We start from the raw sequence: 20,422 nt of genomic DNA on the forward strand, positions 1-20,422 counted from the left end.
CACCGGGTGGGCGCGGCGGGCGGATACCCTTGGAACATGACCTCCGAGAAATCCCCCCAATCCATGAAGCCTGCCACGGCAGCCAAGAAACTGGGCATCTACCTGCCCGCAGCGCCGCAGGACTTCCAGGACGGGCCTATTTCACGTGCCCAGTTCGATGAACTGCAGTCCAATCCGCCTGAGTGGCTCGTCGAACTGCGGCGGACCGGTCCGCACCCGCGTCCGGTGGTGGCACAGAAACTCAACGTGTCCATCGGCGGCCTGACCCGCGCCGGCGTGACCGAGCCGCTGACCACCGAGGAAATCAAGGCACTGCTGGCCCAGCCGCCGGCCTGGCTGGTGGAAGAGCGGGCGAGCTTCGCTGCCGTGCGCGCCGAGACCCAGCGGGTCAAGGACGCGGAAGCCAAAAAGGCGCAGGGAGCCTAGCCGCTGCCGGCGCTGGCCGCCGGGCAAAGAGGGACCGTGGAGCACGCTCCACGGTCCCTCTGCCGTTCCGGACACCGGAACCGTCAGCCGCCGGACACAAAAAATGACCCCGGCCATCTGGCCGGGGTCATTCCCAATCTATGTGCGCGAGGGGGGATTTGAACCCCCACGCCCTTTCGGACACTGGCACCTGAAGCCAGCGCGTCTGCCGTTCCGCCACTCGCGCATAAATGGTTTCCCGTGGTAATCCTACGGATAGCCGGACGATTCCGCTGAAGCGGTCTTGTCCGGGAGGATCCGTTGCATTTCCTCGGGAACAGCAGAATCAAGCATACCGGCAATCCGTTGAAACACCTAAACGGCCCCTGATGCTGCTTCCAAACGGCCTCGCTGCACGGGCGTACCAGGCCTCCGCCGGGCCGGTCCCCGCACAATATCCGGCGGCTACCGGCGGCTACCGGGATGCTTCCTGCCGTTCCCCGGCGCTTTAAGGCACACCGGGTGCCGATGCCGCGGTAAGACATTTATCTGCGCTCACCAGTAGTATCGAAGTGGACGTATGTACCTGTGCCCTGCCGGAACCGGTCCCAACCCAGTCCCGGCGGACTGTTCCGCCCGCACCGCGGTGCCGGGGGAAGGTGCTGCAGACGTGGCAACTCAATGGACAGGACACGGAAGGAGACGGACTTGGGCTTACTCGACAATGTCGAACGCGGCATAGAGAAGATTGTTCGCGGTGCCTTCACAACCGGTTCGTCCGGCCGTGTTGAACCCCTGGAACTTGCCATTGCACTCCGCAGGGAACTCGACGAGAACTCGATGGTCCTTGGCCAGGGCAGGACCCTTGCCCCGAACGTTTTTACCGTGCGCCTTTCCAGCCCGGACTTCACACAGGCCCAGAAGTGGGGGGCACCGCTTGCGGAAGAACTCTGCGACGTAGTCATCAAGCATGCCCGGAGCCAGTCCTATACCCTTCAGGGGCCCGTGCGGGTCTCCTTCACTAAGGACTCCTCGCTGAAAGCGGGAGTGCTGGAAGTGGACTCCGCCACCGAGAAGTCCTCGTCCACGCAGCCCCGGGTACCCTCGCCACCGGCACCGAAGCAGGGACCTTCCGGCCGGATGCAGCCCGTCCTCGAAATCGACGGCCAGCGGTACACCCTGAATGCGCCGTCCGTGGTCCTGGGACGCTCCTCCGAAGCGGACATCCCCGTGGATGACACGGGAGTTTCCCGCCGCCATCTGGAGATCCGCACCGAAAACGGTGCCAGCCGTGCCGTCGATCTCGGCTCCACCAACGGCAGCTTCGTCAACGGCCAGAAAGTTCAAGGTGAAGCAGTGCTCACTGACGGATCCACAATTGCCATGGGCCGCACGCGGATCGTGTTCCGGCTGCTGCCCGTCCGGACCGGGGGACGTTAGTGCTCAGCGAATTAACTGAAACACTCCTGCGGTACGGCTTCCTGATCCTCTTGTGGATCATGGTGGTCTCCGTCGTCGGCGCCATCCGCCGCGATCTTGCCGTCGGCAGCCGCAACCGGACCGGAACACCCACGGCCCGCCAGATCCGCAAGGACCCCGGCCTGGAGAAGCGTGCCCCGGCGCCCAGCAGGGCCGCCCCGCGGGAACTGGTGGTTACGGAAGGACCCCTGCGCGGCACCACCATTGACCTGGCTGCCAGCCCGATCCTCCTGGGCCGCGCCCAGGAGGCAACGCTCGTCCTCGAAGACGACTATGCCTCGGGCCGCCACGCACGGCTCTTCCCCCAGGGCAGCCGCTGGTTCATCGAAGACCTCGGTTCCACCAACGGAACCTATCTTGGCGGCAGCCAACTCACACGGGCGCTGCCCGTCGAACCCGGTGTGCCCATCCGCATCGGCAAGACGGTCATCGAATTGAGGCCCTGAAGGTGGCCCTGGTCCTTAGATATGCTGCACGGTCCGACGTCGGAATGGTTCGTTTCAAGAACGACGATTCCGCCTACGTCGGCCGCTACCTTGCCGTCGTAGCCGACGGCATGGGCGGCCATGCCGGAGGCAATGTCGCCTCCGCGTCCACCGTGCTTGACCTGGTCCACCTCGACAGCGACAGCCATGAAGACGAGCCGCTGACCATCTTGGCCGACGAGATCCAGGCAGCTAACTCGCTGCTGTCCGAGCTGGTGACCACCAGCCCCCAGCTCTCCGGCATGGGCACCACGGTCACCGCGCTCCTGCTGCACGACCAGCGGCTGGCACTTGCGCACATTGGCGACTCCCGTGCCTACCGGCTGAAGGACGGCCGGTTCGAGCAGATCAGCATCGACCACACCTTCGTACAGCGGTTGATCGACGAAGGCCGCCTGCAGCCCGAAGAAGCCGAAGTCCATCCGCACAAGAATGTCCTGATGCGCGTGCTCGGTGATGTGGATGCCAGTCCGGAACTGGATCTGGCCTCATTCGAGGTGGAACCGGGGGAACGCTGGCTGTTGTGTTCGGACGGGCTGACCGCAGTCCTGCGGGATTCCGACATTGAGGGTGTCCTCCGCGGCTCCTCGGACCTGCAGGAGTGCGTCGACACCCTCGTGGAGCTGACCCTGGCCGGCGGTTCTCCCGACAATGTCACCGTCGCCGTCATCGAAATCGCCGAAGATGCCAACGCGGGCTCCGGCCCAGCCACTGCGCAGTTCCCTTCCCAGGACACCGGGTCCCGTGACGCCGCGGTCGCCGCTGCAGTACCTCCGGTCGTTGACGACGCACCGGATGCCGCGTCGAGTCCGGAGACGGCCAACGGCACGGATGCCGGTGACGACGCGGACGACGACGAGAGCGAACGCGAACGCGCCGCCCTGATCCGCCAGGATCTCGCTTCCCGCCCCCATGTGTTGGTGGGTGCGGCCGCCCTGGCCACCGAGACCGGCGAGATCCCCATTGTCACCAAGCGCTCCGCCGAGCGCCGCGCTGCCCGCATGCTTACCCACAAGGCGGACACCGGGCAGGCCGCAGAGCAGCAGACCGGAGATTCACCCCGGCCGGCGTGGAAGCGCTGGCTGCTGCCCGCATTCCTGACCGTGGTTGCGCTCCTTCTCGCCGTCGCCGTCTGGCTCGGCTACACCTGGACGCAGACCCGCTACTACGTGGGGTCGTATGACAACCGGGTTGCCATCTTCAACGGGGTTTCCCAGACGCTCGGGCCGATCCACCTTTCGCATGTCACGGACGTCTCCGATATTCCGGTGGACAGCCTCTCCGAATACCACCGCAACCGGGTGGAGGACACCCTCCCGGCGCGGGACCTTGAACACGCCGGGAAGATTGTCACCGAGCTGCGCGATACCGCAAAGGCCGTACTGTGTCCGCCGGCGGACTCGGGTTCGGGGATGGACGACGGCGGCGCATCTCCGAGCGCCGCGGCCAACAGCGCCTGTGGAGGTGTCCAGTAATGTCTGACGTCCTCACCGTGTCCAAGCCGCGCCGAAACATTGAAGCGCTCCTGCTCCTCGTGGCCCTTCTGGTCGGAGTGGGGGCCAATATGATTGTCGGGCTGGATGAAGACCGTGCCTTCGACTCCGATTTCTGGGTCCAGGGCGGCACCCTGATGGCTCTGGTGGTCATCTTCCACCTCGTGCTGCGCTTCCGTGCAAAATATGCCGATCCGGTAATACTTCCAGTGGTCACTGCCCTGAACGGCGTTGGACTGGCTATGATCCACCGGCTGGACATTACCGAAGGTACCAATGCCGCGGACCGGCAGTTGTTGTGGAGTGCCGTGGCCGTGGCCGCCGGCATCGCCGTGCTGTTCGTGATCAAAGACCACCGCATACTCCGCCGGTACACCTATATCTCCCTGATCGTCAGCGCGGTCCTGCTGTTGCTGCCGCTGATGCCGGGCCTGGGCCAGGAGATCAACGGGGCGCGGATCTGGATCAGGGTAGGCTCCAACGCCACCTTCCAGCCCGGTGAAATCGCCAAGATCACCCTGGCTATATTCTTCGCCGGTTATCTTTCCACCAACCGCGACCTCATCCTGCTCGCGGGACGGAAGGTGGGGCCGCTTCAGCTGCCCCGCATGCAGGATCTGGGCCCCATGCTCGCCGCCTGGCTCGTCAGCATCGGCGTCCTGGTGTTCCAACGGGACCTCGGTTCGTCCATCCTGTTCTTCGGCCTGTTTATGGCCATGATCTATGTCGCCACGAGCCGTGTGAGCTGGGTGCTGATCGGCATGGGCCTGCTGGCGGTGGGCGGCTTCGTCGCCCTCCAGTTGTTCAGCCACCTGCAGCTGCGGATCCACGGCTGGCTGAATGCCTTTGATCCCGAGGTGTACAACAGCATCGGCGGCAGCCACCAGGTGGTGCAGGGACTGTTCGGCCTTGCCAGCGGGGGGCTGGTCGGCACGGGACTCGGCCAGGGGCGTCCGGATCTCGTGACCTTTGCGAACAGCGATATGATTATTGCTGCCCTCGGCGAGGAACTGGGTCTCATCGGCATCTTCGCAATTGTGCTGCTCTACGTCCTGCTGGTCTCCCGCGGCTTCCGGGCGGCACTGGGCACCAAGGACGGATTCGGAAAGCTGCTGGCCTGCGGATTGTCGTTCACCATCGCCCTGCAGTGCTTCGTGGTTATCGGCGGCGTGACGCGCCTGATTCCGCTTACCGGCCTGACCACTCCCTTTATGTCCGCGGGCGGATCCTCCCTGCTGGCCAACTGGATCATTGTGGCGCTGCTGCTGATGATCTCGGACGCATCCCGCCGGCCCTCGGCAACCGGGCCGCTGGCCACCGACATGGTTCCAGCCATGTCCGAATACCCGATCGGCGCTTCCACACGCGGGCGGCGTATCCCTAAGGAAGGAGACGAATGAACCAGGCTATCCGTAACAGCTGGGTGGTAGCCCTGGCGATGTTCGTCCTCATTCTGGGTTCACTGACCTACGTGCAGTTCTTTGCCGCCGAGGACTTGAACGCGAACCCGAACAACAACCGGGGCATCTACCGCGATTTCGGCGAACCCCGCGGCTCGATCCTCGTGGACGGCAAGGCAGTCGCCGAATCCGTTCCCTCCAACGACGAGTTCAATTACCAGCGGGTCTACAACAATCCCGAGCTCTATTCCCACCTGACCGGATTCTTCAACCTGAACAGCACCACACAGCTGGAAATGGCAATGAATGCGGAGTTGACCGGCAACAGTTCGCAGCAGTTCTACGACAAGCTGGTGCAGCTCTTCTCCGGCGCCCAGAGCCAAGGTGCGTCGGTGGAACTGACCATCGACCCGGAACTCCAGCAATTGGCGTACGACCTGATTCCCGACGGCCAGAAGGGATCCATCGTGATGCTGGACCCGAAAACGGGGGACATCCTGGCCATGGTCTCGAAGCCTTCCTATGACACCAATCTCCTGGCCGGCCACGACACCGCTCTGCTCGAGACAAACATGGATGCGCTGACCTCCACGCCGGGATTGTCGCCCTACCTCAACCCGGCAACCCAGTCCCTGCTGGCTCCCGGGTCCGTTTTCAAACTCGTGGACACTGCAGCAGCCCTGGAATCGGGCAAGTATGACGCTGACTCCGTGATCCCGAACCCTCCCACGTTCCCCCTGCCCGGGACCAACACTTCCCTCCCGAACTTCACCACGGGTGCCTGCGCGTCCCGGTCCGAGGCGGATTTCGCCTTTGCCCTCGCCTGGTCCTGCAACACGGTCTTCGCTCAGGTGGCGCTGGACCTCGGGCAGGACAACATCGCGGCACAGGCCCAAAAGTTCGGTTTCGACACGCCACTGTCCATCCCCGTCGGCGTCGTGGAGAGCCACTTCCCTGAAAACGAGGACGAGGCCCAGCTGGCCCTTGCTTCCATCGGCCAGGGCAGCGTTACCGCCACACCGCTGGAAGTAGCCATGATTTCCGCGGCGATTGCCAATAACGGCGAGCAGATGACCCCAAATCTGGTCCGCAGCGTCCGTGCCCCCGATCTTTCCGTGATTGACGAGCCGAAGCCCACCAAGCTGAATACCTCCGTCAGTCCGGATACTGCCCGCCAGCTCACCGAGTGGATGGTCGGCGTCGTGAATAACGGCTCGGCCCAGGCCGCCCGGGTTCCCGGCTTCGAGGTGGCAGGCAAGACCGGCACGGCCCAGGTGGACGGCCGGGGCGACAACGCCTGGTTCACCGGCTTCGCACCAGCCAACGATCCGCAGGTAGCCATTTCCGTCGTCATGGAAGACGTGGATCTGGCTACCGGTGCCCAATTGACCACTCCAAGCGCGCAGAAACTCCTAGAGGCGGTGTTGAACAAGTGAGGCCTACATCGGGTATCACCTTAGGCGGCAGGTTCCAGCTGACCGACCGTATTGCCATTGGCGGTATGGGCGAGGTCTGGAAGGCACGGGACTTGGTCCTGGGCCGCATTGTCGCCATCAAGATCCTCAAGGAGGAGTACACCGGCGACCCGGGCTTCCTCAACCGGTTCCGGGCGGAGGCACGGCACACCGCCCTGCTCAACCATCCCGGCATCGCCAACGTTTTCGATTACGGCGAGGAGGACGGCTCGGCCTACCTGGTCATGGAGCTGGTCCCCGGGCAGCCGTTGTCGACCATCATTGAGCGCGACAAGGTGCTTTCTCCGGACCGGACCCTGTCCATCATCGGCCAGGTCGCTACGGCCCTGGCCGTAGCCCACAACCAGGGCCTGGTGCACCGGGACGTCAAGCCGGGCAACCTGCTGATCATGCCCGACGGCAAGGTCAAGATCACCGACTTCGGCATCGCCCGCCTCGCCGACCAGGTGCCCCTTACCGCCACCGGCCAGGTGATGGGAACCGCCCAGTACCTGGCCCCGGAACAGGCCACCGGACAGCAGGCCACCGGATCCAGTGACATCTACGCGCTTGGTGTCATTGGCTACGAGCTCCTTGCCGGCCGCCGTCCGTTCTCCGGCGAATCCCAGATCGCGATTGCGCTGGCACAGGTCAACGACACTCCGCCGCCGCTTCCGGAGTCCATTCCGGAGCCGGTGCGCGCCCTGGTCATGTCCATGCTCGCCAAGGATCCGGCGGACCGCCCGGCCGACGCCGAGTCCCTGGCACTGGCTGTCGCAGCTATCCGCCGGGGCGACATCAACGCCGCGGAGGAAGCTGTCCCCGGCATGCTGCTCTTCGGTTCCTCCACAAGTGCGATTACGGCGCCGGTACCCACCGCCGGTACGTCCGCCACCCGCGTGGTGGACACCGCGCCGTCGACGTCGGCCCTGCCGACCGTCGCCGGTGCCTCCGTAGCCGCAGATGACGCGCGGACGGGCGAGCTCGCCGCATCCCGGGATTGGACCGACGAAGACGAGGCCGACTACGACGGCGCCGACCCGGGTGACGTCGAAGAGGAAAAGCGGCGCAGCCCCTGGACCATTCCGCTGATCGCCCTGCTCGTGCTGATTCTGGCAGGCGTGGTGGCCTTCTTCGTCCTCACCGGTTCCGAAGGTGACGAGGACCCGGCTCCGGCCGCCAGCTCCACGAGCCCGTCCCGCAGCGCCTCACCGTCCAAGACCCCGTCAGCGACTCCTTCGGACGAGGAAATCGTCATCAATTCGGCCGAATATGCCAACCGGCCGGTCAACGAAGTGGCTGCGGAATTGAGCGCCCTCGGGCTGCAGGTCGAACGCCTTCCGGTCTCCGACGCCAATGTCCCGGAGGGACTGGTCATTGAAGTGAATCCCTCGGGACCACTGAACCGCGGCGACGCCGTCACCGTCGTATACTCCTCCGGACCGGCGCTGGTTACTGTCCCGTCCCTGACCGGAAGGTCCGCTCAGGAAGCCAGCCAGCTGCTGACCCAGGCCGGCCTGGTTCCCAACAACGGTGGGGAACGCCCTTCGTCCGGCGCACAGCCGGGCAGGGTCTCCGCCGTTGAACCCGGAGAAGGCACCGCCGTTCCCGAGGGCTCCACGGTCACGTTCTACGTCGCCCCGGCTGCACCCCAGCCCACGCCTGCCCCGTCAACTTCGACGGCCCCTCCGACAACGGGCGACACCGACAACAGTGGTGCCGGCGCAGGCACCGGCACGAGCCAGAACCAGTCCGGCGGCGCAAGCATGACCGGCCCTACGGGCAGCAACTAAAAGACCATGAGCGCAGACTTCCTTCGGGGGCAACCCACCCTCAACACCGACAACGTCCTCAACGGACGGTACGAGGTGGGTGAACTCATCGGCCGCGGCGGGATGGCCGATGTCTACCTTGGCCGCGACATCCGGCTGGGCCGGACCGTCGCCATCAAGGTGCTGCGTCCGGATCTGGCCCGTGACCCGTTGTTCCAGTCACGGTTCCGGCGCGAGGCGCAGGCCGTTGCCGGCCTGAACCATCCCTCCGTCGTGTCCGTGTATGACACCGGGGACCAGGAATCCGCGTCCACCCGTGATGATGTCCGGCTGCCCTACATCGTGATGGAATACGTTCCTGGCCGGACCCTGCGCGACCTGCTCAAGGCGGGCGAGCTCACCACCGAAAAGTCCGTTGACTACCTTATTGGCGTCCTCGCGGCCCTCGACTACAGCCACCGCTCGGGGATTGTCCACCGGGATATCAAGCCTGCCAACGTGATGGTGACTCCCGACGGCTCCGTGAAGGTCATGGATTTCGGCATTGCACGTGCAATGGCGGATTCGGCGGCGACCATGACCCAGACCCAGGCCGTGATCGGCACTGCCCAGTATCTTTCGCCCGAGCAGGCCCGTGGTGAAACCGTAGATGCCCGCAGCGATCTCTATTCCGCTGCCTGCCTGCTGTTCGAACTGCTCACCGGAAGGCCGCCGTTCATTGGGGAAAGCCCCGTGTCCGTCGCCTACCAGCATGTCCGTGAAGAGCCCGTCGCAGCCAGCAGCCTCAATCCCGAAGTCCCGCCGGCCCTGGACGATGTGCTGAAGCGTGGACTGACCAAGGACCGCGACCACCGCTACCAAACGGCCCGGGAGTTCCGGGAAGCCCTGCTGGCAGCGCGCGACGACGGCCCCGCCACCGCTGCCACGCAGGCGATTGCCGTGTCCGGCCCGGCGGAGCCGGCCACGACGGTCCTGCCCTCCTCCCGGGAAGACCAAGCACGCACACGCACCATGGCCAATGTTCCGGCCGGAAGCCCGCTCCTTACGGATGATGACGGCGGACGCCGCGGCGGGGACCGCACTGCCCTGGATATCGGCTCAACCGGTGACCGCGACCCGCAGCAAAAGGCCCGCCGGCGCGCCTGGATCACGGTATTCAGCATCCTGGTGGTGCTCGTGCTCGCCGTGGGCGGATTCGTCGGCTGGAACATGATCAATGCCAAGCCTCCAGCCCCGGTCACCGCCACGGTCCCCGTGGTCGAGGGGAAGACCCAGACCGATGCCATGAACGCCGTCATCGACGCAGGGTTCCAGCCGCCAAGGATCATCGAGGAGTACAGCGAGAACATCAGCAAGGACCTCGCTATCCGGACCACTCCGGCAGCGGGCGCCGACACCGCCCTCGGCGAGGGCATTTCGCTTTACATCTCCAAAGGTCCTTCCAGTGCCGCCATCCCGCAGGATCTCTTCGGGATGACGGAATCCGGGGCGAGGGACGCACTGCGCGAGCTGGGCCTGAAGGGCGGTGCCACGATCAAGGCCAACAGTTCCACGATGGAAGCGGGACGCGTACTTGGTACCGACCCGGCCATCGGCGAGACCGTGCCGATGGGGCAGGAAGTGGACATTGTGGTGTCCAGCGGACTGGTGATTGTCCCCGATGTCCGCAACCTGCCGGAGGATCAGGCGGAAACGACACTGGTCGGTCCCGAGTTCCTCCTCACACCGAAGGTGATCCAGGTCGAGTCCGCCGATCACGCACCCGGAACGGTCATCATGCAGAGCATCCCCGCCGGGACGGCAGTCGCCCCCCGCACATTGGTGGAGCTCTCGGTAGCTAAGGCACCGGCACCCGCTCCGGATCCCGAGGATTCTGCCACTCCCACGCCGACGCCTACGCGCGGCACGCCTCCGGGACGCCGCTAGGCCCGCGCGGGAGTTGCCGGACCGGCGGCGCTGGAGATCAGCGGGCTGAGGGTGGCGGCGTGCGCTGCTGCTCCCGTGAGCCCGGCCGATTCCAGCCAGTTGCCCAGCATCTGGTAACCGCCCTCGGTCAAGACCGATTCCGGATGGAACTGCACCCCGGACAAGGGTGCACCGGCATGCCGCAGCCCCATGATGATTCCGCTGGCGGTACGCGCCGTGACCCGCAGTTCGGCGGGGATGCTGTCTGCGACGGCAGCCAGGGAATGGTAGCGGGTGGCTGTCAGTGGGCTGGGCAGCCCCGCAAAAACGTCGTCTCCCGTGTGCTCCACGAGGGAGGTCTTTCCGTGCATCAGTTCCGGTGCGTGCGTGACCGTGCCGCCGTAGGCCTCGGCCAATGCCTGGTGGCCCAGGCAGATGCCCAGCATGGGGGTTTTGGTTGCTCCGCACCACCGGATCAGGTCCACTGATATCCCGGCCTCGGCGGGTGTGCCCGGCCCCGGGGAGACCAGTACGCCGTCGTGGTCTGCAGCGAGTTCCGCCGCCGCAGCTGTGTCCAGGTCATCGTTGCGGATCACCGTGGTGTCCGCCCCCATTTCCTGGAGATAGCCCACCAGCGTGTAGACAAAGCTGTCGTAGTTATCGACCACCAGGATACGGGTGCTCATGGGGCTAGGAACCGCCAATCGTTGAATCCGTTAGGGAAGGAAGGAAGCTGGTCCGGTCCAGCCAGGGAAAGACGTACTCCATCAGTGCCAACACCGTGGCGGCAATCAGTACCGCGGACAGAAGGATCCGGACCCACAACGGTCCCGGAAGGTGCCGGAACAGCCATCCGTACATTTTACCGGCCTCCGGAAGCATTGGCGGCCACCGCGTCGGCGATCGCGGCGGGGGGCCCGGCAGAGGACGGACGCCACGAATCCATCCGTGCATAGGCGATGATGCGTTCCTGCGAACCGAAACGCGGGTTGCAGCTGGTGAGGGTCAGGAACCGGTCCTGGGGAACCGCGGCGGGCTCGGTGGGGACGCCTGAGAGGACATCCACGCGGTCCGGCAGCACTATCTGGGTGTTGCGGTAGACGTAGTCGTAGTATCCGTCGGCGGTCTGCACATAGATGTGGTCTCCGGGCACCAGGGTGTGGATAGGATCCAGTGCCTTGCCGTGGGTCTGGCGGTGGCCGGCGACGGCAAAGTTGCCGACGGCGCCCGGCATGGCCGTAGCGGGATAGTGTCCCAGTCCCAGGCGGTCAAGGACCGCAGTTCCCACGCCGCTGGTTACCGGGGCGACATAGTCGGGTCCGAACCTCGGCACGTACACGACGGCGAAGGTCGTCCCTTCCCCGCTTATCGGCGCCAAGACGACTGGATCCCCATAGTCCCCGGGGGGTGCCGGCGATGCCGGCACGTCAAACTCCTTGAACAACCCGCTGATGGCTTCCTCCTGGGCCCGGTTTGAATCCAGGTTGGTCCACCAGAGCTGCCACACCACGTAAAGGGCCAGGACCACACCAATGGTGATCAGGAGTTCGCCGGCCACCTGCACGCCGAGCCTCCACTTTCGGCCCGGCCGTGATGCGGGAGCACTGCGCTCCCGGCTGTGCCGCACGGCGGTGGTTGGTGGATCAGCCAACGGACTCCTTTAGCTGGTACCGGTATTCCACGGTCCTGGATCAACCGGAACAGCTTGGCCGTGGCATTCGCTAGGATATTCAGAATAGGGATGACCCTAACAGGTCTGTGCGGGTTCCAGGAGAGTTCTTCACAGCCTTGCCATCCCAGTCCATGACTACAACCACCGGCGCCCGCAGAGCCGGTTCCGCTAGGAGGATCCGTGCCTGAGTCCAAATCCCGTAAGAAGCCTTCACGCCCCGTTACTCAGGGCCAGACAGCGTCTGTCCCCAAAGAGAACCCCGTCTGGTACAAACCGGTAATGTTCGGGCTCATGATCCTGGGACTGCTGTGGATCATCACGTACTACATCACCCAGGGCGAGTATCCGGTGCCTGCCCTCGGAGCCAGCAACATCCTGGTGGGCTTCGGAATCGCGATTGTCGGTTTTCTGATGACAACGCGCTGGCGCTGACCACACCCGCGTTCCCCAACCTGGGCTTCCCCGTGCCGTTTCGGCACCGGGGAAGCCTTTTTTGTTGCCCGCCTGGCGCTATCCCCTGATTTTCCTGTTGTTCACAGGTTGTGCACGGAGTTATCCACAGGTGTGGGTAACTCTGTGGGTTACTTTTGGAACTTCCTTGCAAACAAAGGGAAGCAGGTTATCCACACCTGTGGAATTACATGTGTGTAAGTCTCCACAGCCTCTGGATAACCCTGTGGACTGGGGGCCGGGATCGAAAACTACAACCATGTAGGTTATTAACACTGTGGGTATCCCTGTGGATAACTTTTTCTGCCCGGCAGGGCTCCGCACCCGGGTTAAATGGCGGTGCCCGCCGTCAAGGGACGGCGGGCACGGAGCCTGTGGATCGGCAGGGCCGATCAGCCTGGGATGATCTGCACGGGGGACTGCCAGAGCACCGCCGCCACGATCAGCAGCAGTACCACTCCGGCGAGACCGGCAAGCTGAATGGCGGTACGGTGCTTTCCACGCGGCGTGTAGGCCAGGATGGCTGCGCACGCAGCACCGGTGACGAGTCCTCCTACGTGGGCCTGCCACGCTATCCCTGGGAACACGAACCCCAGGACCAGGTTCACCGCCAGGAGGATCAACAGGGAACGCAGCTCTCCGCGCCGTTGGCGGATCACCACGAACAGGGCGCCGAAGAGTCCAAAAACTGCGCCTGAGGCGCCCACCACCGCTGTGGCCGGCTCCGCCAGGTACATGACACCCACGGAACCACCGAGGGCGGAAATCAGGTACAGCAGCGCAAACCGCGCGCGGCCGAAGAGAGGCTCCAGGCTCCGGCCCAGGAACCACAGGGCATAGAGGTTGAAGGCAATGTGGATGACCCCGCCCTGGGAATGCAGGAACGCGGCAGTCAGCAGGCGCCACGGCTGGTAATCCGCCAGCACCGGCGCGAAGAAGAACGTCCTCGTGAACTCCGGCAGCAACTGCTGCAGCAGGAAGGCGACGGCGCAGATGGCCATGATGGTGATGGTCACCATGGGCTTTTCGGTCCGGGCCACACGGCCGCCGAACGGGGTGCGGTAGGCGGGCTGGGCCTTGCGCTGCTCGTTGAAGCAGTCCACGCACTGGACCCCGACGGCGGCATTCGTCTGGCACTCGGGGCAGGCCGGGCGTCCGCAGCGCTGACAGCGGATATAGCTGACCCGGTCCGGGTGTCGGGGACACACGGGGACCTGCGAAGCCGGCACCTCGGCCGGCACACCATATGACATTGCTGGGACTCCCGGATATTGACGAAAAGCCCCGGCCGGAGACTCCGGCCGGGGCACCTTCGAACAGACTAGAGCTGCTCGACGGTAATGCTGTTGATAACCACGTCTTCGGTCGGCTTGTCGCGTCCGTCGGTGGAGACCGCGTTGAGCTGGTCCACAAGGCCGCGCGACTCGTCATCGGCAACTTCACCGAAAATGGTGTGCTTGCCCTGCAGCCACGTGGTGGGCACGGAGGTGATGAAGAACTGCGAGCCGTTGGTGCCCCGGCCCATCTGGACGCCTGCGTTGGCCATGGCCAGCTTGTACGGTGCGGAGAAATCGAGATCGGGGTTGATCTCGTCGTCGAACTGGTAGCCCGGACCGCCGGTGCCACGGCCGAGCGGGTCACCGCCCTGGATCATGAAGTCCTTGATAATGCGGTGGAAAATCGTCCCGTCGTAGAGCGGGCGGCTGGTCTTTTCGCCCGTTGCCGGATCGGTCCACTCAATTTCGCCGGTGGCCAGGCCCACGAAGTTCTTGACCGTCTTGGGGGCGTGGTTTCCGAACAGGTTGACACGGATGTCACCCATGGAAGTGTGGATGGTTGCTTTTGCTGTAGGAATAGCAGTCATAAGGACATTGTTCCACGGCACCTCCCCGCGTGGGCGGAAACGGCCGTGTTCAGCGCACAGTGAAAACCACGCCCGGCCAGGGCCTCCGATAGCAGAGACCAGCCGGAACACGTAGGCTAAGGCTGAAACGACAACTATCCCAGGAGGTAGTTTTGAAGAAGGACCGCATCACCCATGATCTCGAAGCCAATGTGGCCGCAGGCATCGTGACTGCCCGCGACTGGGCCTCACCCAAGGTGGAGGCCGCCAGAGGCTGGGCCGTTCCGCGCATCGAGAAGGGGATCGAAACCGCATCTCCGAAAATCCAGGACGGCATCAAGCGTGCTGCTGACGAAATTGCCCAGGGAGTAGCCACTGTCACTCCCCGCATCCAGGACGGATTGGAGAAGGTGGGACCGCGCATCAGCCACGCTGTGGATGAAGCCGCTCCCCGTATCCAGAGCACCCTGGACCGTGCCGCTCCGGCACTGAACACCGCCAAGGACCGGGTTGTCGACGATTACATTCCCGCCCTCTCCACGCGCATCGGCGTAGCAGCGGACAACGTTTCGCGCAGCCTGACTGCCGCGAATGTGCCCGTGCAGACAGCCGTTGCCAAGGTGACCGGCAACAAGAAGGCTCTCAAGCGTGCACAGAAGGCCGCCGCACAGGCTGCCAAGGAAGCCCGCAAGAACCAGAAGGGCGGTGGCAAGGGCTGGCTGGTCTTTGGCATCGTCGCTGCCGCAGTGACGGCAGGCGTGGCCGCCTGGCGCGCTTCCCGTCCGGTTGAGGATCCGTGGAAGACTCCGGCGCCGAAGCCTGCGGCCCCCGCTGCCTCGCCCACCCCGGCGACCACGGTTCCGGCAACGGCACCTGCCGGCACCGGCGCATCCTCTGCCGCCTCCGCCAAGCCGGCCACACCCGTGGTTGAGGTCCCTAAGCCGACGACGGCCTCCAAGCCCGCCGCTGCGGACACCGCCAAGCCCGCGGCCTCCGAAACCAAGGAGACTGTCGCCAGCATCAAGGAAGCAGCCGAACGCGCTGCCGCCCGGTCCGGCGAAAAGTCCCCTGAGGCCGGCAAGCACAGCAAGGACACCGCCGGTGACGCCAAGGACGCCGCAAAGCCGTCCGGCGCACAGAACAACAACACCGGCAAGTAGCCACATGTTCCGGCGTCGGCCCTAGGTCCGGCAGCCGGGACGAGTACAGGAGGAGGGTCCCGCTTCGGCGGGGTCCTCCTCCTGTCTTTAAGTCCTGTTTACAGCTTGTCCCCGCCCAGCGCCGGAGGAGCGGGTGGGACCGCCTGCGTCCGTTGCCCGGCCCGGATCCGGCGTTGCCCGGCTACCACCACCGTCAGTCCCGCCAGGATCAGTGTCAGGCCTGCATATGTTCCGGCAGGAAGCTTCTCGTCGAGGAAAACCGCCGCCAGGATGGCCGCACCCGGGATCTCCAGCAGGATGATCATGGACACCACCAGCGGGCTGATCACGGCCAGCAGGTGGTTGAACACCGTGTGGCCCAGGATCTGCGCCACGATGGTGACCCCGAGGATCCCCAGCCATGCCGCCGGCGGGAAACCCACAAGGGGCTGCCGGAAGGCGGCGCAGAGGGCCAGCAGCAATACCGCACACGCTCCGTAGCAGAGGGTGGTGTAGGTGCCGGTGGACATGGATTCCCGTGCTTTCCCTCCGGCTATGGTGTAGACGCCGGCCAGGGCACCGCCGGCTACGGCCAGGACATCACCGATGAGCGCTTCTTCGGACAAGCCCAGATCGAACCCGGAAATGACCAGCACGCCGGCGAACGCCGCCGCGAGCCCGGCCAGCACGGCCGGCGGTACGCTGATGCCCCGCAGCACATTGAACAACGCAATCCACCCGGCCTGCAGGCAGACCAGCGCCGTTGCAGCGGCAACTGACGTCAGCTGCAGCGACGTGATGAAGCAGGCGAAGTGCAGTGCCAGGGCCAACGCGGCGATGGCCGTCCATTTGAAGTCGCGTGCGGTCAGCTGCCCGAACTCCCGACGGCGGCCCAGCACCGCAGGGGTTCCCATCAGCACTGCGCCGAGGGCATTTCGCCAAAACGCTATGGCCAGGGCGGGAGCAGCAGTGGCGGCCATGATGGGCCCGGATGCGGAGACGCCCAGCACGCCAACTACCGCGAGGAAAACATTCACAGGCCAACCCTAGTCCAGCTCCACGGTCCCGATGTCCCGACGTCCCGGCAGCCTGGGCAGCCTCCACCGCGGGCCGGGCGGAAGGGCGGGAAGGGCGGCCGTCGCATCGCTTAACGCAGAAGGTCCCCGCTCCGGAGAGCGGGGACCTTCTGTTTTTTCGGTACTTATTCGGTGGAGGCACGGGGACTCGAACCCCGAACCCCCTGCTTGCAAAGCAGGTGCGCTACCAATTGCGCCATGCCCCCGAAATGAGAACTTATCCAGTATAACCTACCGTTTCCGAAGGTTATAACCAGAGCTACCTCCTGGCAGTCAGTCAACCTTGTCTGTCGACTGCTTCCAAACGGTTTTCTCTGCGGCAGTTTCCTGCCACTTTTTGAAGGCGAAGATTCCCGCAGCCGCCGCTGCCGTAACTGCTAGCAACTTCTTCACGGAATTCTCCTTGCCGTTGTGGTCCACCTTTTTCAAGGTGTTCCGTGGGCGCACCAGGACTTGAACCTGGGACCTCTTCGTTATCAGCGAAGCGCTCTAACCGCCTGAGCTATGCGCCCCGATACCTTCTCGGGCCGAGATAAAACTTTACCCCACCTCTGCCGTGAACCCAAATCCTTCGAGCTTTTCCGCCCCGGCCGGCGGATTTGGAGTGCCGGCCGGGCGGAAAAGATGGAATTCAGATGCGGTGGTTTTGCCCCGCTAGTCGTCCGTCAGGGTGACGCCGATGCCGCCCACGAGGGTGGAGGCGATGTTGTACAGCACTGCGGCAAGCATCGAAAGGGCCGTCAGCAGCAGGACATTCACTACGGCGATGATGGTCGCGAAGGAGACCACCTGTCCCAGCGAAGCGAAGTCTCGGAGGTCGAACCCGCCGGACTCGCTGCCGGCAATTTCTCCCAGCAGGGTGTTGACGCGGTCAAAGATGCCGGTCAGGTCCAGCACGGTCCACAGGACGATGGCGGCCACAACAGTGACCACGCCAAGCGCCACGGAGAGCAGGAAGGCCATCTTCAGGACCGACCAGGGATCGATCTTGCTGACGAGCAGCCTGGCCTTGCGGGCCTTGGCCTTGGGTGCGGGCTTTACCAGCGGCTGGCGGTTACCCGAGGCGCTCTGACCCCCTCCAGGACGCTGGGCGGGTCGGGCGGGGGTCTTCACCCGCGGCCCGCCGCCCGAGGACGACCTGGGGTTTGGGTTGGTCGAGCTCACTCGCTACCTCCATCTTGTGCTGACTGTGCATCGGGCGCAGCCGTTTCGTCTGTAGACAACGGTACTTCATCGCCTGCGGGCTCCACAGATTCGACGCCGGCGGCTGCCGGGGACTCTTCCGAAGCCCCGTCTGCCTGTTCGGCTTCCTCGTCAACGGCCAGGTCCCGCTCGGAATTCCGTGCCACGGCGATGATCCGGTCATTCTTATCCGGCTTGGCGAAGATAACGCCCATGGTGTCGCGTCCCTTGGAAGGCACGCCGGTGACGGAGGAACGGACAACCTTGCCGCCCTGCATAACCACCAGGACTTCGTCCTCTTCCTGGACCACCATGGCGCCGACCAGGTGGCCGCGTTCCTCGGCGAGCTTGCCCACCTTGATGCCCAGTCCGCCACGGCCCTGGACACGGTATTCGTCTGAGCTCGTGCGCTTGGCATAGCCGCCCTCGGTCACCGTAAAGACAAACGAGTCCTCGGTGACGACGTCGGCCGCCAGCAGTTCGTCATCTTCGCGGAACTTCATGCCGGTGACGCCGGAGGTGGCGCGGCCCATGGGTCGCAGGGCGTCGTCGGTGGCGGTGAAGCGCAGCGACTGGCCCATGCGGGAAACCAGCATCAGGTCATCGGTCTCGGACACCAGCTGCGCGGACACCAGTTCGTCGCCGTCGCGCAGGTTGATGGCAATGACGCCGGCCGACCGGTTGGTGTCGTAGTCCGCAAGGCGGGTCTTCTTGACGAGTCCGCGCTTGGTGGCCAGCACCAGGTACGGAGCGGTGTCGTAGTCCGGGAGGGCCAGGACCTGGGCAATGCGCTCGTCCGGCTGGAAGGCCAGGAGATTGGCCACGTGCTGGCCCTTGGCATCCCGGCCCGCTTCGGCCAGTTCATAGGCCTTGGCCCGGTAAACCCGGCCCAGATTGGTGAAGAACAGCAGCCAGTGGTGCGTGGTGGTGACGAAGAAGTGCTCGACGACGTCGTCGCCGCGCAGCTGCGCGCCCTTAATGCCCTTGCCGCCCCGGGCCTGCTGGCGGTAATTGTCGCTGCGGGTGCGCTTGACGTAGCCGCCGCGGGTAATCGTGACCACCATTTCCTCTTCGGGAATGAGGTCTTCCATGCTCATGTCTCCGTCGTAGCCCATGAGGATGTGCGTGCGGCGGTCATCGCCGTACTTGTCGGCGATTTCCTGCAGCTCGTCGCTGACAATCTGCCGCTGGCGCTCTTCGGAGGCCAGGATGACGTTGTATTCGGCAATCTCCGCTTCGAGCTTGGCGTGCTGGTCCTGGATCTTCTGGCGTTCCAGGGCCGCCAGGCGGCGCAGCTGCATATCCAGGATGGCCTGGGACTGGATCTCGTCGATTTCCAGCAGCCCCATCAGGCCGTTCCGGGCGTCCTCGACGGTGGAGGAGCGGCGGATCAGGGCAATGACCTCATCGAGGGCATCCAGTGCCTTGAGCAGGCCGCGCAGGATGTGAGCGGCTTCCTCGGCCTTGCGCAGCCGGTACCGGGTGCGCCGCACAATCACTTCGAGCTGGTGGGTCACCCAGTGCCGGATGAAGGCATCCAGGCTCAGGGTGCGCGGAACGCCGTCCACGATGGCCAGCATGTTGGCCCCGAAGTTGTCCTGCAGCTGAGTGTGCTTGTAGAGGTTGTTCAGGACCACCTTGGCGACGGCGTCGCGCTTGAGCACAATCACCAGGCGCTGGCCGGTGCGGCCGGAGGTTTCATCGCGCATGTCGGCGATGCCGGTGATCTTGCCGTCCTTGACCAGTTCGGCGATCTTGACGGCCAGGTTGTCCGGGTTGGCCTGGTAGGGAAGTTCGGTGACTACCAGGCAGGTGCGGCCCTGGAGTTCCTCCACATTGACCACGGCACGCATGGTGATGGACCCGCGGCCGGTCCGGTAGGCATCCTCGATGCCCTTGTGGCCCAGGATCTGTGCGCCCGTGGGGAAATCGGGGCCCTTGACCCGGCGGATCAGTTCCTCGAGCAGTTCCTCGTTCGGTGCCTCGGGGTTCTGCAGATACCACTGGACGCCGTCGACAACCTCGCGGAGGTTGTGCGGCGGGATGTTGGTGGCCATACCGACGGCGATGCCGGAGGAACCGTTGACCAGGAGGTTCGGGAACCGCGAAGGCAGGATGGTGGGTTCCTGGTTACGGCCGTCGTAGTTGTCCTGGAAGTCGACGGTTTCCTCGTCGATGTCGCGGACCATTTCCATGGCCAGCGGAGCCATCTTGGTTTCCGTGTACCGCGGTGCCGCAGCGCCGTCGTTACCCGGCGAACCGAAGTTACCCTGGCCCAGGGCCAGCGGGTAGCGCATGGTCCAGTCCTGGATCAGGCGGACCAGGGCGTCGTAGATCGCCGAGTCGCCGTGGGGGTGGTACTGGCCCATGACCTCGCCGACCACGCGGGCGCACTTGTTGAAGGAGCGCTCGGGGCGGTAGCCGCCGTCGAACATCGCGTAGAGCACGCGGCGGTGCACGGGCTTGAGCCCATCCCGCACGTCCGGCAGTGCACGTCCAACAATGACCGCCATGGCGTAATCAAGGTAGGACCGCTGCATTTCGGTCTGCAGGTCAATCTGCTCAACCCGATCAGTCAGTGCGGTCCCGGCCAGGGGAGTCTCATCCCCGGTTACCTCGGGAGTCTCATCACTCATAGTTCTGCTTCCGTTTCTAAGTCGCTCAAGT

General features: G+C 64.7%; 19 protein-coding genes and 3 tRNA genes. 10 read left to right on the forward strand and 12 right to left on the reverse strand.

Going from position 1 to position 20,422, the window contains the following annotated elements; genetic code table 11:
• Window positions 1–36: 36 nt before the first annotated feature.
• Window positions 37–426, forward strand: coding sequence for a DUF5997 family protein (locus QNO03_RS11640; RefSeq protein WP_289603410.1), 390 nt, complete (start codon window positions 37–39; stop codon window positions 424–426).
• A gap of 143 nt (window positions 427–569) precedes the next feature.
• Here the strand turns inward: QNO03_RS11640 and QNO03_RS11645 are convergent.
• A tRNA-Leu gene (locus tag QNO03_RS11645) sits at window positions 570–652 on the reverse strand.
• A gap of 461 nt (window positions 653–1,113) precedes the next feature.
• Here QNO03_RS11645 and QNO03_RS11650 point away from each other — a divergent pair.
• From QNO03_RS11650 to pknB, 7 genes are read left to right on the forward strand one after another with little or no spacing between them, the layout of a single operon-like run.
• Window positions 1,114–1,845, forward strand: coding sequence for an FHA domain-containing protein (locus QNO03_RS11650; RefSeq protein ID WP_229945828.1), 732 nt, complete (start codon window positions 1,114–1,116; stop codon window positions 1,843–1,845).
• Window positions 1,845–2,330 (forward strand): FHA domain-containing protein FhaB/FipA, encoded by a 486-nt coding sequence (locus QNO03_RS11655; protein ID WP_442860211.1) that lies wholly within the window; start codon window positions 1,845–1,847, stop codon window positions 2,328–2,330. Before QNO03_RS11650 ends, QNO03_RS11655 begins: the two co-directional genes overlap by 1 nt.
• A 44-nt stretch (window positions 2,331–2,374) precedes the next feature.
• Window positions 2,375–3,844: a PP2C family protein-serine/threonine phosphatase gene (locus tag QNO03_RS11660; RefSeq protein ID WP_289603411.1), complete on the forward strand. Its 1,470-nt coding sequence runs from the start codon at window positions 2,375–2,377 to the stop codon at window positions 3,842–3,844.
• Window positions 3,844–5,262 carry an FtsW/RodA/SpoVE family cell cycle protein gene (locus QNO03_RS11665; protein ID WP_229945833.1) on the forward strand — a complete coding sequence of 473 codons (1,419 nt, stop codon included), beginning with the start codon at window positions 3,844–3,846 and terminating at the stop codon, window positions 5,260–5,262. Before QNO03_RS11660 ends, QNO03_RS11665 begins: the two co-directional genes overlap by 1 nt.
• Entirely contained in the window at window positions 5,259–6,698 is a 1,440-nt protein-coding gene (locus tag QNO03_RS11670; protein ID WP_229945835.1) for a peptidoglycan D,D-transpeptidase FtsI family protein, read from the forward strand. The genes QNO03_RS11665 and QNO03_RS11670 overlap by 4 nt, the downstream gene beginning before the upstream one ends.
• The gene (locus QNO03_RS11675; RefSeq protein WP_289603412.1) at window positions 6,695–8,509 is read left to right on the forward strand and encodes a protein kinase domain-containing protein; all 1,815 of its coding nucleotides are present in this window, start codon (window positions 6,695–6,697) and stop codon (window positions 8,507–8,509) included. Before QNO03_RS11670 ends, QNO03_RS11675 begins: the two co-directional genes overlap by 4 nt.
• 6 nt (window positions 8,510–8,515) lie before the next feature.
• Window positions 8,516–10,414, forward strand: a complete 1,899-nt coding sequence (gene pknB / locus QNO03_RS11680; RefSeq protein ID WP_289603413.1) for a Stk1 family PASTA domain-containing Ser/Thr kinase — start codon at window positions 8,516–8,518, stop codon at window positions 10,412–10,414.
• Here pknB and QNO03_RS11685 read toward each other — a convergent pair.
• The 3 genes from QNO03_RS11685 to QNO03_RS11695 are packed head-to-tail and all read right to left on the reverse strand — an operon-like array spanning window position 10,411 to window position 12,044.
• The gene (locus QNO03_RS11685; protein WP_289603414.1) at window positions 10,411–11,079 is read right to left on the reverse strand and encodes an aminodeoxychorismate/anthranilate synthase component II; all 669 of its coding nucleotides are present in this window, start codon (window positions 11,077–11,079) and stop codon (window positions 10,411–10,413) included. The genes pknB and QNO03_RS11685 overlap by 4 nt on opposite strands.
• 4 nt (window positions 11,080–11,083) lie before the next feature.
• Window positions 11,084–11,254 carry a hypothetical protein gene (locus QNO03_RS11690; protein WP_229945846.1) on the reverse strand — a complete coding sequence of 57 codons (171 nt, stop codon included), beginning with the start codon at window positions 11,252–11,254 and terminating at the stop codon, window positions 11,084–11,086.
• Between the two features lies 1 nt (window position 11,255).
• Entirely contained in the window at window positions 11,256–12,044 is a 789-nt protein-coding gene (locus QNO03_RS11695) for a class E sortase (RefSeq protein ID WP_502874582.1), read from the reverse strand.
• A gap of 201 nt (window positions 12,045–12,245) precedes the next feature.
• Here QNO03_RS11695 and QNO03_RS11700 point away from each other — a divergent pair, with 201 nt between their 5' ends.
• Window positions 12,246–12,497 carry a cell division protein CrgA gene (locus QNO03_RS11700; RefSeq protein WP_229945849.1) on the forward strand — a complete coding sequence of 84 codons (252 nt, stop codon included), beginning with the start codon at window positions 12,246–12,248 and terminating at the stop codon, window positions 12,495–12,497.
• Window positions 12,498–12,907: 410 nt separating this feature from the next.
• Here QNO03_RS11700 and QNO03_RS11705 read toward each other — a convergent pair whose 3' ends face one another.
• Both QNO03_RS11705 and QNO03_RS11710 read right to left on the reverse strand, forming a co-directional pair.
• Window positions 12,908–13,618, reverse strand: a complete 711-nt coding sequence (locus QNO03_RS11705) for a rhomboid family intramembrane serine protease (protein WP_354003900.1) — start codon at window positions 13,616–13,618, stop codon at window positions 12,908–12,910.
• A 218-nt stretch (window positions 13,619–13,836) separates the two neighbouring features.
• Window positions 13,837–14,379, reverse strand: coding sequence for a peptidylprolyl isomerase (locus tag QNO03_RS11710; protein WP_229945853.1), 543 nt, complete (start codon window positions 14,377–14,379; stop codon window positions 13,837–13,839).
• A 152-nt stretch (window positions 14,380–14,531) separates the two neighbouring features.
• Between QNO03_RS11710 and QNO03_RS11715 the strand changes: the two genes are divergently transcribed.
• The gene (locus QNO03_RS11715) at window positions 14,532–15,518 is read left to right on the forward strand and encodes a hypothetical protein (protein ID WP_289603416.1); all 987 of its coding nucleotides are present in this window, start codon (window positions 14,532–14,534) and stop codon (window positions 15,516–15,518) included.
• A gap of 98 nt (window positions 15,519–15,616) precedes the next feature.
• Here the strand turns inward: QNO03_RS11715 and QNO03_RS11720 are convergent, their stop codons facing one another.
• From QNO03_RS11720 to gyrA, 6 genes are all read right to left on the reverse strand, one after another.
• Complete coding sequence (locus QNO03_RS11720; protein ID WP_289603417.1) at window positions 15,617–16,534, reverse strand: DMT family transporter; 918 nt, start codon at window positions 16,532–16,534, stop codon at window positions 15,617–15,619.
• Window positions 16,535–16,706: 172 nt separating this feature from the next.
• Window positions 16,707–16,779 (reverse strand) — tRNA-Ala (locus QNO03_RS11725).
• Between the two features lie 67 nt (window positions 16,780–16,846).
• Window positions 16,847–17,020 (reverse strand): DLW-39 family protein, encoded by a 174-nt coding sequence (locus tag QNO03_RS11730; RefSeq protein WP_354003901.1) that lies wholly within the window; start codon window positions 17,018–17,020, stop codon window positions 16,847–16,849.
• Window positions 17,012–17,085 (reverse strand) — tRNA-Ile (locus QNO03_RS11735). Before QNO03_RS11735 ends, QNO03_RS11730 begins: the two co-directional genes overlap by 9 nt.
• 142 nt (window positions 17,086–17,227) lie before the next feature.
• Window positions 17,228–17,737: a DUF3566 domain-containing protein gene (locus QNO03_RS11740; RefSeq protein ID WP_229945859.1), complete on the reverse strand. Its 510-nt coding sequence runs from the start codon at window positions 17,735–17,737 to the stop codon at window positions 17,228–17,230.
• Complete coding sequence (gyrA, locus tag QNO03_RS11745) at window positions 17,734–20,391, reverse strand: DNA gyrase subunit A (RefSeq protein WP_229945862.1); 2,658 nt, start codon at window positions 20,389–20,391, stop codon at window positions 17,734–17,736. The genes QNO03_RS11740 and gyrA overlap by 4 nt, the downstream gene beginning before the upstream one ends.
• Window positions 20,392–20,422 lie beyond the last annotated feature (31 nt).

It is taken from the genome of Arthrobacter sp. zg-Y877, assembly GCF_030373105.1.
GTDB lineage: Bacteria > Actinomycetota > Actinomycetes > Actinomycetales > Micrococcaceae > Arthrobacter_B.